This window comes from Polaromonas sp. P4_F6, assembly GCF_056401275.1.
Window position 1 is genome coordinate 45,620 of record NZ_JBFUJQ010000015.1, and the last position, 13,768, is coordinate 59,387.

13 protein-coding genes are annotated in these 13,768 nt (G+C 66.8%); all 13 read right to left on the reverse strand.

The genetic code is table 11. The features are described 5' to 3' along the window. Positions 1-4 precede the first annotated feature (4 nt). Complete coding sequence (locus AC1DUN_RS23320; protein WP_074580043.1) at positions 5-967, reverse strand: ABC transporter substrate-binding protein; 963 nt, start codon at positions 965-967, stop codon at positions 5-7. A 68-nt stretch (positions 968-1,035) separates the two neighbouring features. Continuing rightward, positions 1,036-2,025, reverse strand: coding sequence for an ABC transporter permease (locus AC1DUN_RS23325; RefSeq protein WP_477716083.1), 990 nt, complete (start codon positions 2,023-2,025; stop codon positions 1,036-1,038). 4 nt (positions 2,026-2,029) lie between these two features. Next, entirely contained in the window at positions 2,030-3,514 is a 1,485-nt protein-coding gene (locus AC1DUN_RS23330) for a sugar ABC transporter ATP-binding protein (protein WP_477716059.1), read from the reverse strand. A gap of 22 nt (positions 3,515-3,536) precedes the next feature. Continuing rightward, positions 3,537-4,862 carry a xylose isomerase gene (xylA, locus tag AC1DUN_RS23335; protein ID WP_477716060.1) on the reverse strand — a complete coding sequence of 442 codons (1,326 nt, stop codon included), beginning with the start codon at positions 4,860-4,862 and terminating at the stop codon, positions 3,537-3,539. Continuing rightward, entirely contained in the window at positions 4,859-5,005 is a 147-nt protein-coding gene (locus AC1DUN_RS23340) for a hypothetical protein (protein ID WP_477716061.1), read from the reverse strand. Before AC1DUN_RS23340 ends, xylA begins: the two co-directional genes overlap by 4 nt. Before the next feature lie 5 nt (positions 5,006-5,010). Further along, on the reverse strand, positions 5,011-5,961 hold the full coding sequence (locus AC1DUN_RS23345; protein WP_477716062.1) for an SMP-30/gluconolactonase/LRE family protein: 951 nt from the start codon (positions 5,959-5,961) through the stop codon (positions 5,011-5,013). A 12-nt stretch (positions 5,962-5,973) separates the two neighbouring features. After that, positions 5,974-6,963: an ABC transporter permease gene (locus AC1DUN_RS23350; RefSeq protein WP_477716063.1), complete on the reverse strand. Its 990-nt coding sequence runs from the start codon at positions 6,961-6,963 to the stop codon at positions 5,974-5,976. Further along, positions 6,963-7,949: an ABC transporter permease gene (locus tag AC1DUN_RS23355; protein WP_477716064.1), complete on the reverse strand. Its 987-nt coding sequence runs from the start codon at positions 7,947-7,949 to the stop codon at positions 6,963-6,965. The genes AC1DUN_RS23350 and AC1DUN_RS23355 overlap by 1 nt, the downstream gene beginning before the upstream one ends. Then, on the reverse strand, positions 7,946-9,475 hold the full coding sequence (locus AC1DUN_RS23360) for a sugar ABC transporter ATP-binding protein (RefSeq protein WP_477716065.1): 1,530 nt from the start codon (positions 9,473-9,475) through the stop codon (positions 7,946-7,948). The genes AC1DUN_RS23355 and AC1DUN_RS23360 overlap by 4 nt, the downstream gene beginning before the upstream one ends. A gap of 11 nt (positions 9,476-9,486) precedes the next feature. Further along, positions 9,487-10,590 (reverse strand): sugar ABC transporter substrate-binding protein, encoded by a 1,104-nt coding sequence (locus AC1DUN_RS23365; protein WP_477716066.1) that lies wholly within the window; start codon positions 10,588-10,590, stop codon positions 9,487-9,489. 155 nt (positions 10,591-10,745) lie between these two features. Next, positions 10,746-11,723 carry an ABC transporter substrate-binding protein gene (locus AC1DUN_RS23370; RefSeq protein WP_477716067.1) on the reverse strand — a complete coding sequence of 326 codons (978 nt, stop codon included), beginning with the start codon at positions 11,721-11,723 and terminating at the stop codon, positions 10,746-10,748. An 89-nt stretch (positions 11,724-11,812) separates the two neighbouring features. Then, positions 11,813-12,814, reverse strand: a complete 1,002-nt coding sequence (locus AC1DUN_RS23375) for an NAD-dependent epimerase/dehydratase family protein (RefSeq protein ID WP_477716068.1) — start codon at positions 12,812-12,814, stop codon at positions 11,813-11,815. Continuing rightward, positions 12,811-13,578 (reverse strand): SDR family NAD(P)-dependent oxidoreductase, encoded by a 768-nt coding sequence (locus tag AC1DUN_RS23380; RefSeq protein WP_477716069.1) that lies wholly within the window; start codon positions 13,576-13,578, stop codon positions 12,811-12,813. Before AC1DUN_RS23380 ends, AC1DUN_RS23375 begins: the two co-directional genes overlap by 4 nt. Positions 13,579-13,768: the final 190 nt, after the last annotated feature.

The following is a 13,768-nucleotide window of genomic DNA, read 5'->3' on the forward strand; positions in this document are numbered from 1 at the left end:
TGCCTCAGAACGGGGAGTCGGGGAAATAGTACTGTTTGGCGTTGTCCTTGGTCACCAGCACCGAGGGGATGATGGTGGAGGCCGGCAGCTTCTCGCCCTTGACGCGCGCGGCCGCGGTGAGCTTCATCGCGTCGGCGATCATGGCGGGCGAATAAGTCACGTCGGCCGTGACCATCTTGTCGCCGTCCATCACTTTCTTGATGTAGTCCTTGGAGCCGGCGCCGCCCAGCACCATCTTGATGTCACCGCGCTTGGCCTGGTCTATCGCCTTCTGCACGCCCACCGCCATGTCGTCGTCCGAGGCCCACACGGCGTCAATCTGCTTGAAGCGCGTGAGGTAGTCCTGCATCACCTTGAAGGCGTCGTCGCGGTTCCAGTTGCCGTGCTTGGCATCCAGCACCTTGATGTCGGGGTGGCTCTTCATCACCGCCATGAAGGCGTCGACGCGCTGGTTGTCGATGACCGTGGGGATGCCGCGCAGCACGACGACGTTGCCCTTGCCGCCCATGGCCTTGGCCATGTACTCACCCGACACCTTGCCGAAGCCGGGGTTGTCGCCCGCCACGTAGGCGTCCTGCGCGCCGGCATCGGTCAGGCCCCGGTCCACCACGGTGACGTACACGCCCTTGCCCTTGACCTGCGCGACGGGTTGCGTGAGCGGCGCGGACTCGAAGGGAAGAATCACCAGCGTGTCGATCTTGTTGGCCGTCTGCAGGTCCTGCACCTGGTTGGCCTGTTCCGCGGCCGAGCCGGCCGTCTTGACGGTGACCTTCAGGCCGGGGTACTGCTTTTCCAGTTCCGTCTTGGTGCGGTTGGCCCAGTACACCACCCCGCCCGTCCAGCCGTGGGTGGCGGCTGGGATGGACACGCCGATGTGCGGCTTGTTCTGCGCCAGCGCCGCCGGCGCGGCGCCGAGCAAGGCCAGGACGGCGGCGCCTGCCGCCAGCAATTGGGTGATCGGTTTCATGGTTTGTCTCCTCTTTGGGTTGGCTGAAAGGTTGGCTGAAAAAACGGCAACTCCGCCGGTGAACTCCATCATTTACGCCCGCGCTGGAAGAACGCCACCGCGATGATCACAAAGCCCTGCACCGCGGCGTTCAGGTACACGCTGATGATGCTGGTGAGGTTCAGGATGTTGCTGATCACCGAGAGCAGCACCGCGCCTATGACGGTGCCGGTGACGCTGCCGGCGCCGCCCTTGAGCGCCGTGCCGCCGACGATCACGGCCGCGATCGCCTCGAGCTCCCAAAGCAGGCCGGTGGACGGCGAAGCCGAGCCCAGGCGCGGCACGTAGAGCACGGTGGCGATGCCCACACAAACGCCCAGCAGCACATAGGTCAGCACCTTGACGCGGTCAACCTCCACGGCCGCATAGCGGGCCACCTGTTCGTTGGAGCCTATGGCCTGCACGTAGCGGCCATAGGCGGTGCGGTTCAGGATCAAGCCGCCCAGCAGCGCGACCACGACAAAGACCCACACCGGCACCGGAACACCCAGCCAGCTGCCGTAGTACACCGGGCCGTAGGCGCTGGCCAGCGAGCCGTCCAGCGTGATCGCGCCGCCGTTGGAGAAGTAGGTGAGGTAGGCGCGGAAAATGCCCAGCGTCCCCAGGGTCACGATAAAGGGTTCTATGCGCCCCTTGCTGATCAGCAGGCCGTGCGCCAGGCCGAACAGCGCGCCCAGGCCGATGGCACAGGCCATGCCGGCCAGGATGGCGGCCAGCGGCGGCCAGCCGGCGCCCGCGGCGGCGTTCATCAGCAGGATCATGGCGCCCGCGATCAGCGCCGCCATGGACCCCACCGACAGGTCTATGCCGCCGGAGATGATCACAAAACACATGCCCACGGCGATGATGCCGATGAATGCCGTTCGGGTCAGCACATTCATGGCGTTGTCCAGGCTGGCGAAGTTCTCGTTCAGCATGGCGCCCAGCAGGCACACCAGCACCAGGCCCGCCAGCGGGCCGCCGCCGCGCAGGCCGGCCCAGCGGCGCGCCATCATGGGCGCCGGCGATACACCGGCCATGGGTTTAGTGGGTTCCAGTTGCATGGGCGATCAGCAGTTCTTCAGTGAGCTGGTCCTGCGGCAGTTCGGCCGCCAGCCTGCCCTGGCGCATGACGATGACGCGGTGGCAAAGGCCAATGAGCTCAAGCAGCTCGGACGAGACGATGACAATGGCGCGGCCCTCGTCGGCCAGGCGCCGGATCAGGAAATAGATGTCGCGCTTGGCGCCCACGTCCACGCCGCGCGTGGGCTCGTCCAGCACCACGACTTGCGGCTGTGGTTGCAGCACGCGGGCCAGCGCCAGCTTCTGCTGGTTGCCGCCGGACAGCGCCGATGCCGGCACACCGGCCGCCGCGCGTATGCCGAAGGCTTCGCTCGCCTGCTTCAGGGCCGCACGCTCCGCCGCGGGATCCAGCCAGGGCTGGGCGTAGCGCTCCAGCGCCATCAGCGTGAGGTTCTCCGGCACGCCCATGCGCAGGTGCAGGCCGCGGCCCTTGCGGTCCTCACTGAGGTAGGTCAGCCCCAGGCGAGCGGCCGAGCGCGGGCTGCGCCGCGTCCAGGGGCGGCCCGCGACGTCCACCGCCGCGCAGCTCGCGGGGCGCAGGCCCAGCAGGCCTTCAAACAATTCAGTGCGACCGGCGCCGACCAGCCCGGCAAAACCCAGGATCTCACCGGCGCGCACCTGGAAGCTCACGTCCTGTGCCCAGCCGGGCACCTGCAGGTCCCGGACTTCGAGCAGCGCCTGCGCGCCATCGGGCACGGGCTGCCGCGGTGGAAACAGGTCGCTGAGCTCGCGGCCCACCATGAGGCTGGCCATCTGCTGGCGGGTCACGCTGCCCGTGGGCCGGTGCGCCACCAGGCGGCCGTCGCGCATGACCAACACTTCGTCGGTGATGCGTTCGACCTCGTCCAGCTTGTGCGAAATGTAGAGCACCGTGGCGCCCTGGTCCCGCAACTGCGCGATCAGGGCGAACAGCCGCTCGGTTTCGGACGGTGTCAGCGTGGCGGTGGGTTCGTCCATCACCAGCACGCGGGCATTGCGGCTCAACGCCTTGGCGATTTCGACCAGCTGCTTCTCGGCCACGATCAGGTCGCGCACGCGCCGGCCGGGGTCGCAGGCCAGGCCCACCGAGCGCATCGCCGCCTCGGCGCGGCGCGCCATCGCCCGCTCGTCCAGCAGGCCGTGACGGGTCAGCTCGTGCCCGAGGAAAATGTTCTGCGCGATGCTCAGGTCGTCGGCGAGGTTGAACTCCTGGTGGATCATCACGATGCCTTCGGCCTCGGCGTCGCGCGGGCCCCTGAAGCTCACGGCCTGCCCGCCTATCTCCACCGAGCCCTCGCTGGCCGGCTCGTAGCCGGCCAGTATCTTCATGAGCGTGGACTTTCCGGCGCCGTTCTCGCCCAGCACGCCGTACACCCGGCCGGGCGCAAAAGCGAAGCTCACGCCATGCAGCACCTGCACGGGCCCGAAGCGCTTTGTCACCTGCTGGAAGCCGACGTCCGGGTTCATGGTGGGCGCTCCTACAGCGGCCTCAGGCGACGGGGTCAAAGATCGCGGCGTTCACGCGGTTTTCCAGCCACTCCTGCCGCCCGCTCACCGGCCGCGGCCGCAGGTCCTGCACGAAGGCGTATTCCGCCACCTCGCTGAGCTTCATGTCCCCGCCCAGGATGCCACGGCCCAGGTCGCCGTCCCAGCGGGCGTAGCGCTCGGTGCGAAAGCGCTCGAGTTCACCGGCCTCCACGAGCCGCGCGGCGCTTTTGAGCGCCAGGGCCAGCGCGTCGATGGCGCCGGCGTGCCCGTGCAGGATGTCCACCGGGTCCATGCTCTGGCGGCGCACCTTGGCGTCGAAGTTGAAGCCGCCGCTGCCGACCCCGCCAGCGCGCAGGATCTCGTACATCGCCAGCGTGAGGTCTTCCACGCTGTTGGGGAACTGGTCGGTGTCCCAGCCGTTTTGCGGGTCGCCCCGGTTGGCGTCTACGCTGCCGAAAATGCCCAGCGAGGCGGCCGTGGCGATCTCGTGCTGGAAGCTGTGGCCCGCCAGCGTGGCGTGGTTGGCCTCGATGTTCAGCTTGATCTCGCGCTCCAGGCCGAAGTCCTTGAGGAAACCATAGACCGTGGCGCTGTCGTAGTCGTACTGGTGCTTGGTGGGCTCCAGCGGCTTGGGCTCTATCAGCAGCTGGCCCGCGAAGCCTATCTTGTGCTTGTGCTCCACCACCATCTGCATGAAGCGGCCGAGCTGGCGGCGCTCACGGCGCAGGTCGGTGTTGAGCAGCGTGTCGTAGCCTTCACGCCCGCCCCACATTACGTAGTTCGCGCCGCCCAGGCGATGCGTGGCATTGAGCGCGCTGAACACCTGCGTCGCGGCATAGGCGAAGACTTCGGGGTCGGGGTTGCTCGCGGCGCCGGCGGCGTAGCGCGGGTGGCTGAACAGGTTGGCCGTGCCCCACAGCAGCGCTATCCCCGTCTCCTGCTGCTTTTGCGCCAGCACGTCCACCATGGCCGACAGGTTGCTGCGGTAATCCGCCAGGCTTGCGCCCTCGGGCGCCACGTCGGTGTCGTGAAAGGTGTAGAAGGGCACGCCCAGCCGCGAGATCAGGCCGAAGGCGGCGTCGGCCTTGCGGCGCGCCAGCGTCAGCTCGTCGCCCGGAACATGCCAGGGCCGCGCGAAGGTCGGCTGCCCGAACACATCGTTGCCGGGCCACACAAAGGTATGCCAATAACAAACCGCCAGCCGCAGGTGCTGCTCCAGCGTCTTGCCCAGCACGCGCTCCTTGGCGTCGTAATGGCGGTAGGCCAGCGGATTCGTCGACTGCGGGCCCTCGTAACGGACCTGGGGAAGGGATTCAAAGGAAGTCATGTCTGCGCCGGAACAATCAAAATGGCGATGCTAGTCCTGGTGCCGCCGCGCAAGTTTGCGAATTTGGCGAGCGCGGCTTGTGAAATTTCTTTCTGCATTGCAGCAATTGGCGCGATATGCATGATGACCGCCGGCTTGGCCATCCCCCTCAGCCGGCTCGCGGCGCGGGAACGCTCGCACCAGAGGTCGCCAGGTAGCAGGCATACAGCGACGTCGTCGCCGTGATGAACAGCCTGTTGCCGCGCGGGCCGCCGAATTCGAGGTTGGCCACCGGCTCCGGGATGAGGATCTTGCCCAGCAGCTCGCCCTGCGGCGTGAAGCAATGAACGCCGTCGCCGGCGCTGGTCCAGACATTGCCGAGAACGTCCACGCGCAGCCCGTCCGGGATGCCGGCGTCCACTGTTGCGAACACCTCGCCACCCCGCAGCCTGCCCTCATCCACCTCGAACGAACGGATGTGGCGCGGCCCCTGGGGGTCGTGCGAGGCGCCCGAGTCCGCGATGTACAGCCGCCGCCCATCGGGCGAAAAGGCCAGCCCGTTCGGCTGGACAAAGTCGGTCACGGCCGCTTCCACGCGGCCGCTGGCGGGATCGACGCGGAACACGTAGCGGCCGCCGTACTCAGGCTCCGCCGCGTAACCCTCGTAATCGGAGAGGATGCCGTAGGACGGGTCGGAAAACCACAAAGCCCCATCGGGACCCAGCACCAGGTCGTTGGGCGAGTTGAGCTTTTTGCCCTGGAACGAAGAGGCCAGCACCGTGCGGCGCCCGTCGTGCCCGGTGCGGCTGACGCAGCGAGTGCCATGCTCGCAGCTGAGCAGGCGGCCCTGGCCGTCGCGCGTGTTGCCGTTGGTGAAATCGGAAGGCTTGCGGAACTCCAGCACGCAGCCGGGGCCGGCACCGTCGGGCACCCAGCGCAGGATGCGGTTGTTGGGGATGTCGCTGAACAGCAGGAAATCGCCCGCGGGGAAATACACCGGCCCTTCGGCCCAGCGCGCGCCGCTGTAGAGTTTTTCCACAAAGGCATTGGGAGGCACCAGGCCGCGAAAGCGGGCGTCGTGCAGGCGGAACTCACCGCGGATGCCATAGTGTTCACTCATGCCCACCTCCCTTCATCTCACTTTGGCCGATCTTCCGTACAGCAGCAGCATGGCCAGTATCAGCGCTCCGTAAATGATCTGGCGGCCCGCTTCGGGCATCTGCAACACCGCCAGCATGCTTTGCAGCAGCACGATGAACACGACGCCGGCGACCGTGCCCAGGTAGCTGCCGCGCCCACCCAGGATGTTGGTGCCGCCCAGCACCACGGCCGCGATCGCCGGCAGCAGGTAGGGGTCGCCCATGGCCTGGTAAGCGTTGCCCGAATACCCGGCCAGCATCACCCCCGCGAACGCGGCCAGCATGCCGCAGGCGACAAAACAGGCGACTGTCATCCTGGCGGTGCGCACGCCGCTGAGGTAGGCGGCGCGCTCGCTGTTGCCGATCACATAGACATAACGGCCGGCCGCGGTGCGCGTCAGCAGCAGGTAGACCAGCAGCGAGACGGCCGCCCAGGCCAGCACCGCATTGGGCAGGCCCAGGGTCCTGCCCACGGCCAGCTCGCGCATCAGCGGCGTGGCGGCGTCCTGGGGCGCATGGCCGCCGGTGTACAGCACCATCAGCCCCTGCAGCACGGCATTGGCACCCAGCGTGAAGATCATCGAGGGGATGCGCAGCAGCGCCACGCCCAGGCCGTTGGCCAGCCCCACCAGCGCGCCGCACAGCAGGCCGGCCGGGATCGCCCATCCCGTGCCATAGGCCGCGCCCGCGGCGGCGGCCATCATGGCACCGGTGGTGATGGTCCAGGGCACCGACAGGTCGATGTGGCCCAGCAGGATGACGGCCATCAGCCCCGCCGCGGCAAGCCCGAGGAAAGCGGCGATCTGCAGCTGCTGCAGCAGGTAGGCGGGCATCAGGAAATTCCGGTTCACGGCGCTGCCGGCCAGCAGCAGCAAGAGGCAGCACAGCCCCACCACGGCGGGCGGGTTCAGCAGCAGGCGCTGCACCGGGCTCCTGGTGGTTGTGGACGAAGGCCGCGCGGCGGTCAGTTCACCGGCACCCATCAGAACAGCTCCAGGCGGTTTCTGACGCGCAGCACGCGCGCCGCGCCCATGCACACGGCGGCCAGCAGGATCAGGCCCTCAAAAAGAGGCTGCCAGAGCGCCGGCGCGTTGAAGACGAACAGCAGGTCGCCTATGGTGCGCAGCACGAAAGCGCCGAGGATGGAGCCGACCATCCCGCCGGTGCCGCCGTACAGGGAGGTGCCGCCTATCACGACCGCCGCGATCGAGTTGAGGGTGTACAGGCCGGCCTGCGGGCCGCTGGCCTCGCCCGACAACGCGATCAGGGACAGTAGCAGCCCGGCCACCCCCGAAAGCAGGCCGGCGACGGTATAGGCCATGAACTTGGCGCGCTCAGATGGAACGCCGGAGAGGTAGGCGGCCTGCTCCGAAGACCCGACGGCATAACATGCGCGGCCCGTCACCGTCCGCTTCAAAGGCATCCACCCCAGCACGACAAGCACGGCCAGCAGCACCATGGTGCTGGGGATCACGCCGAACAGCCGGCCGGTCAGCGCGTCCGACAGCCCCTCGCTGACCTCGCCGCCCGGCGCGGGCCGCAGCAGCAGGGCAAAACCGAAATACACCGCGCCGGTGGCGAGCGTGACGATGATGGGCTGCAGGCGTCCGAACACCACGATGGCGCCGTTGAGGGCGCCCGCCGCCGCGCCGCAGGCCAGCACCAGCACGATGCCCAGCGCCACTTGCCAGGGCGCCCCGCTCACGACGGTGGAGGCCAGGCAGCCGGTCAGCACCATCACCATGCCGACGGAGAGATCCAGCCCCCGGGTGATGACGGGCAGCGTCTGCGCCATCGCCACGATGGCCAGCAGCACCGCCTTGTTGGACGCGGTGGTCACGATGGCCACCGAAATCGAGCGGGGGTGTTCCATCAGGAACAGCGCGAACATCACGATGAACACCGCCAGCGCGGCCAGCGGCCCGCCGTTGCGCCGCAATGCCATGGCCCATTCGCCGCGCCGGTTCATGCGGTGGCGGCCTCCCGGCCGCTGGGTGAAACGTTGAGCGAGGAGGCCACGATGGCGTGCTCGCTGATGGCGTCGCCGGCCAGCGTGCGCGCGATCCGGCCCTCGTACATGATGAGCACACGGTCGGCCAGGCCTATGAGCTCCTCATAGTCGGTGGAGTACAGCAGCACGGCCACCCCCTGGGCGGCCAGCTCGCGCAGCAGCGCATACAGCTCCTGTTTGGTGGCCACGTCAATGCCGCGGGTCGGGTCGTTGAGCAGCAGCACGCGCGGCCGGGCCATCAGCCATTTGGCGATCACCACCTTTTGCTGGTTGCCGCCCGACAAGGTCTGCACCGGGTCCTGCGCGTCGCCTATCTTGATGCGCAGCTGCTCCACCATGCGCGCCACGGCGGAAGACTCCGCCGCCGCGCTGAGCATACCCAGGCGCGCCAGCGCCGGCAGGTTGGCCAGGCTCATGTTCTCGCGGATGCTCATGGGCAGGATCAGCCCCTCGGTCTTGCGATCCTCGGGGATCAGCGCGATGCCCAGCTCCGGGCCCTTGCACACATGCGGCGCCAGGTCGCTGCGCAACTGGCCGAACACCTGGACCCGGCCCTGCACGCCCTTGAGCACGCCGAACAGTGCCAGCAGCAACTCCCGCTGTCCCTGGCCGTCCAGCCCTCCCAGCCCGACGATCTCGCCGGCCTTGATTTCCAGCGAGATGTCGTGCAGCGCGGGGGGCCAGCCCAGGCCCTGCACGCTGATGGCGGGCTGGGCCCAGGGCGCGGGGCCGGTTTTCGGCGGGTAGGTCTTGGCGACGTCGCGGCCTATCATCAGCTGCACCACCTGCGCATCGGAGCGGGCGCCGCCGGCGAAGCTGTCCACGCGCCTGCCGCTGCGAAACACCGAGCAGGTGTCGGCCAGCGCCTTGACCTCATGCATGCGGTGCGAGATGAACAGGATGCCCACGCCGCGCGCGCGCAGCTGGAACAACAGCGTATAAAGCCGTTCCACGTCCTCGCTGCTCAGCGCCGAAGTCGCCTCATCGAGGATCAGCAGGCGTGGCTGCAGGCTCAGCGCCTTGGCGATCTCGATCAGCTGTCGGCGCGATAGCGGCAGGTCCCGCACGCGCTCCCCGGGATGGATGTCGCCGCATCCCAGCATGGCCAACAGGGTGGCGGCCTGCGCCCGCTGCGCCTTCGCGTCGATCAGCCCGCGCCGGCGCGGCGGCCGCGACAGGAAGATGTTCTCGGCCACCGAGAGGTCCGGCACCAGGGACAGCTCCTGGAACACGCAGGCGATCCCGTGGTCGCGGGCGACATTGGGCGAAGCCAGGCGCAGCTCCGCGCCTTCCATGAGGATACGGCCGGCATCGGGCTGCACCACCCCGGCGATCACCTTGATCAGGGTGGATTTGCCCGCGCCGTTTTCTCCCAGCACGGCGTGGATTTCACCGGCACGGCAAGTGAGGTCCGCGCCGTCCAGCGCGCGCACGCCCGCGTAGCGCTTGGAGATGTCCTGGAGCTGCAGCAAGGCCTCGGGCATGACGCCTTCCTTCAGGTGTTCCCCTCGCTCTGCTTCATGATGTCCGGCGCCGTGATGTTGATGTTGCACGGCGGAAACTCATTGGCCACGTAAAACGTGTCCGGCAGATCGGGATAAAAGTTCTTGCCCGGCTCCATCTGCGCGTATTCCACATAAGGGATGGGCACCGAGATGTACTGCGGCAGCTTCTGCCCCTGCAGCGCGGCGATGGCCGCCTTCAGCGCCACGGCCGCCAGGCCGGGGGATTGCGCGGCCGAAGCGCCCTTGAGCCCGTCCTTGTGGTGCGCGTAGACCATCTTGCGAAAACCGTTCTCTCCCTCGGCGCCTATCGGCACGAAAGGATGCTTGGCCTCGATGAGCGCGCGGACCGTTCCGTTGGAGCCGGCCTGGGTGTAGATGCCGTTGAACCGGCCGTGCACGGCGATGGCGTCCGCCGCCACCTTCTGGGAGGTACCGTCATCCCAGTTGCCGACCACCTCGACGATTTGCACGCCCTTGTGCTTTTCCATGATTTCGCGAAAGCCCAGGTGCCGGTCGCGGTCGACCGAGTTTCCCGGCAGCCCGCGGATTTCGAGCACCTTGCCGCTGGTGACGCCGTTCTTCTCCAGCCAGCGCCCCATGAGGCGGCCCATCTCGAACTGGTCTTCGTTGACCTGGATGACCTCGTCGGTGTCCAGCACGTTGTCGAAGGGGATCAGGACCACGCCCGCATCCTTGGCCCGCTTGATCACCGGCTTGAAGGAGGTGGGCGATACCGCGATGGTGAGGATGGCGTCGAAGCCCGCATTGATGAAGTTGTCGATGGCACCCAGCTGCGCGGCGACGTCGGTGCCGGTGGAGACCACCTTCAGTTCCTTGATGTGGGGCTTGATGTCGGGTGTCGACGCGTAGGCCTTGAGCGACTTGATCATCTGGATGCGCCAGCTGTTTCCCGCATAGCCGTTGGCCAGGGCGATGCGGTAAGGCCCCTTGCGGGCCGGGTACTGGATGGTCTTGGTGCTGGAGGAAAAGGGCTTGAAGCAGCCGGGCTCATAGGTCTGCGCCACCGCCGTTCCCGCCATACCGGCCAGCGCTGCGCCCGCGCCGGCGGCGAGGATGTCTCTTCTCGTATGCATGGTTGTCTCCTGATCGTTATTTGCCGGCCTGGCGGCGGCATGGGCGCGATGGCTAAACCGCGCGGCTTGGTCGTAGTGAGCAGCGACTCCCAGGCCAATCGCTTTTGTCACCCTACGAATGGCAAAACTGTTTCTCCAGTGCTTGCTAGCGCTTGTCAGTACTTGCGATTGGGGAATTCCTTGGCCGCGACTTCGGCGGGAAACACACCCTCTATCGTCTTGATCCAGCGCGGCAGGGTCTGGCCCGCGGCGGCCTTGGCCGCGGCCTCCATCAGCTGCGGGCCCAGCAGCGGGTTGCACTCCACGCTCACATTCATCTTGCCCGCGATCATGGCTTCGAAGGCGCCCTTCACGGCGTCGACGCCGATGACAAGGATGTCCTTGCCGGGTTTGAGGCCCGCCTCCTCGATTGCCTGGATCGCGCCTATGGCCATGTCGTCGTTGTGCGCGTAGAGGACATTGATCTTTTTGCCCTCGGCCTTGAGGAAGGCTTCCATCACTTCCTTGCCCTTGGCGCGCGTGAAGTCGCCGGTCTGGGAGCGGATGACCTTGTAGCGCGCATTCCCCTTGAGGACTTCGTCGAATCCCTTCTTGCGGTCTATGGCCGGGTCCGAGCCGACCGTTCCCTGCAGCTCGACGATGTTCACCGTCCCCGTGCCGTTCTTCGTGTTATCCAGAAGCCACTGCGCCGCGCGGCGGCCTTCCTCGACGAAGTCGGAGCCTATGAAGGTGGTCCAGGTGGACGTGTCCTTCACCACCACGTTGCGGCTTTCCAGGATCACGGGAATCTTCGCGGCCTTGGCTTCCTTGAGCACCGTGTCCCAGCCTGTGGTGACCAGCGGCGCGAGGATGATGACGTCCACCTTCTGGCTGATGAAGGAGCGGATCGCCTTGATCTGGTTCTCCTGCTTTTGCTGCGCGTCGGAAAACTTCAGTTCATGGCCGGCCGCTTTGGCCGCGGCCTTGACCGACTCGGTGTTAGCGGTCCGCCATTCGCTTTCGGCACCCGTCTGGGCAAACCCGATCACCAGCTTCTTGCCGGCGGCCTGGGCATGGGCAAACGGGCTCCATGCCGTCGCCAGGCCGGCGCCGGCCAGAATTGCCGTGAAAGTACGTCGCTGAAGCTGTCTCATGTCCTGTCTCCTCAAGTTGGTTTTTCGAATCGCGCCGCCACTCCATGCGTTCAGCTCCTCCCGGTGCGGCGACGGGAGCAGCGGTGTTGTTATCCGGGATACCAGACGATGCGGGGCTCGTCGGCGGGGCGCCGGTAGGCCCACGCGGCTTCCACGAGCCGCGCCATGTCGTAGCGGGGCCGCCAGTCCAGAAGAAATTTCGCCTTGCTGTTGTCCAGCCATGTCGAGTGGTAGGGCGTGCGCAGGGGAACCAGCGGCACACCGCGCGTGCGCGCCAGGTAGTCGCCCAATTCGCCGTAATCGACAGGCTCGTTCATGCAGACGTTCATGCGCTGGTGCCTGGCCCGCGGCGCATCAAGCGCCAGCAAAAGCGCCTCCACCAGGTCGTCCACATGCACGAAGTTGCGCTTGACCGGCTTGCCTTGCAGATCCAGCATGACCGGAACGGCCCCTGACGCGCGGTATTCGCGCGCCTTGTCCGTCTCCACCAGTTCATGCCAGCGCGGGCCGCCGAAGACGTCGTCGCCGAAAGACAGGGCATAACGGAAGTCGTCTTTTTCCATGATCCAGGGCGCACGCAAGCAGCAGCTGTTGAGGCCGTACTGGATCTGGTATTGCTCCAGCATGACTTCCTCCAGCACCTTGGACAGGGCATAACACCCCGGATAGGCGCTGTGCGGCTGGCTCTCGACGACGGGAACGCCGTGCGGATAGTAAAAATGGCCTACCGCGGCATCGCCTCCCACAAGCAGGAACTGCCGGAATGTCTTGCTGGCGCGGCACTCCTCGAGCAGCCAGAACATCCCCTTGACTGCCACGTCCATCACCTCGTCCGGCGTCTCCTTGCTGGTGGCAAGGTGCAGCACGTGCGTGGCGCCTTCCAGCGCGCGGTGGACGTCGGCGCGATGCTGGATGGAGCCGTGCACCGATTCAACGCGAGGATGCGGCGGCAAGGCCCGGTTGTGGCACAGCGCACGAAGCGCAAACCTGTCGTAGCGCGCATCGCCCAGCAGGCGGTCCATGAACGCGCGCCCAACCTTGCCGGTCGCGCCCGTTACCAGGATGAGATCGCGAGCGGCCGGAGCGTTCATGTCCAGCCACCGTCGACGACCAGGTCATGCGCGGTGATCATGCTGCTGTCGTCGGAAGCGAGAAAGAGCACGGCGCGCGCCAGGTCCGCGGGCGCAAGTTCGCCAGGCAGACATTGCGCTTTGGCCAGCTCGATCTTCGCTTGCGGTGTCACCCACAGCCGGATCTGCTTTTCGGTCATCACCCATCCCGGCACAACCGTGTTGACGCGGATGCGATGGGCGCCGAAGTCGCGCGCCAGGCTTCTGGTGAGCCCCTGGACCGCGGACTTGCAGGTGGTGTACACGGGCATGCCGCCGGTCTTGACCATCCAGCTCACGGAACCGAAATTGATGATCGAGCCTCCGCCCAGGGCTTTCATGTCCTTGAACACTTCCTGCGCGGCAAAAAAGTAGTGCTTGAGGTTGACCGCCACGCCGCTGTCCCAGGACTCCGGCGTTGTCTCTTCAATGAGATGGCGCTGGTCATTCGCCGCGTTGTTCACCAGCACCTGGATGGCGCCTATGCGCTGGCGCAGCGTGCCGATGGCACTGCGCAGGCGGGGGGTGTCGGTGACATCGCACTCCTCAAAATGAACGCCGTGCAGACCTTCATGCGCCAGCCGTGCCTGCAACGCCAGGGCGCCCTCGGTATCGATGTCCACAAATCCCACCTTGGCGCCTTGCGCGGCGAAATGCTCCACCAGGGACGCGCCTATCCCCGTCGCGCCGCCGGAGATCAGCACGCTTTTGCCCTTGAGACTCGGATAGCGGGTTTGCTCAGTCATCGAGTTCCTCGTTGCTTGCCCGGAAACCGTTTGCATCTCGCGCACACGAAAACGCGGCGTCTTCGTGCGTCGACGCCCGCGGATCCGGCTCGCGATGCCACGCGACGGGGCCCGGACGGTACCCGCATCATGACCAGCAGAGTGGCGATGCTAGCGGGCGCGCCCGCGCGGCAGCTTGCGAAATTGCCGA

Coding starts and splice junctions, on each gene's coding strand:
- AC1DUN_RS23320 (WP_074580043.1), bottom strand. CDS start 967: ATGAAACCGATCACCCAATTGCTGGCGGCAGGCGCCGCCGTCCTGGCC.
- AC1DUN_RS23325 (WP_477716083.1), bottom strand. CDS start 2,025: ATGGCCGGTGTATCGCCGGCGCCCATGATGGCGCGCCGCTGGGCCGGC.
- AC1DUN_RS23330 (WP_477716059.1), bottom strand. CDS start 3,514: ATGAACCCGGACGTCGGCTTCCAGCAGGTGACAAAGCGCTTCGGGCCC.
- xylA (WP_477716060.1), bottom strand. CDS start 4,862: ATGACTTCCTTTGAATCCCTTCCCCAGGTCCGTTACGAGGGCCCGCAG.
- AC1DUN_RS23340 (WP_477716061.1), bottom strand. CDS start 5,005: ATGGCCAAGCCGGCGGTCATCATGCATATCGCGCCAATTGCTGCAATG.
- AC1DUN_RS23345 (WP_477716062.1), bottom strand. CDS start 5,961: ATGAGTGAACACTATGGCATCCGCGGTGAGTTCCGCCTGCACGACGCC.
- AC1DUN_RS23350 (WP_477716063.1), bottom strand. CDS start 6,963: ATGGGTGCCGGTGAACTGACCGCCGCGCGGCCTTCGTCCACAACCACC.
- AC1DUN_RS23355 (WP_477716064.1), bottom strand. CDS start 7,949: ATGAACCGGCGCGGCGAATGGGCCATGGCATTGCGGCGCAACGGCGGG.
- AC1DUN_RS23360 (WP_477716065.1), bottom strand. CDS start 9,475: ATGCCCGAGGCCTTGCTGCAGCTCCAGGACATCTCCAAGCGCTACGCG.
- AC1DUN_RS23365 (WP_477716066.1), bottom strand. CDS start 10,590: ATGCATACGAGAAGAGACATCCTCGCCGCCGGCGCGGGCGCAGCGCTG.
- AC1DUN_RS23370 (WP_477716067.1), bottom strand. CDS start 11,723: ATGAGACAGCTTCAGCGACGTACTTTCACGGCAATTCTGGCCGGCGCC.
- AC1DUN_RS23375 (WP_477716068.1), bottom strand. CDS start 12,814: ATGAACGCTCCGGCCGCTCGCGATCTCATCCTGGTAACGGGCGCGACC.
- AC1DUN_RS23380 (WP_477716069.1), bottom strand. CDS start 13,578: ATGACTGAGCAAACCCGCTATCCGAGTCTCAAGGGCAAAAGCGTGCTG.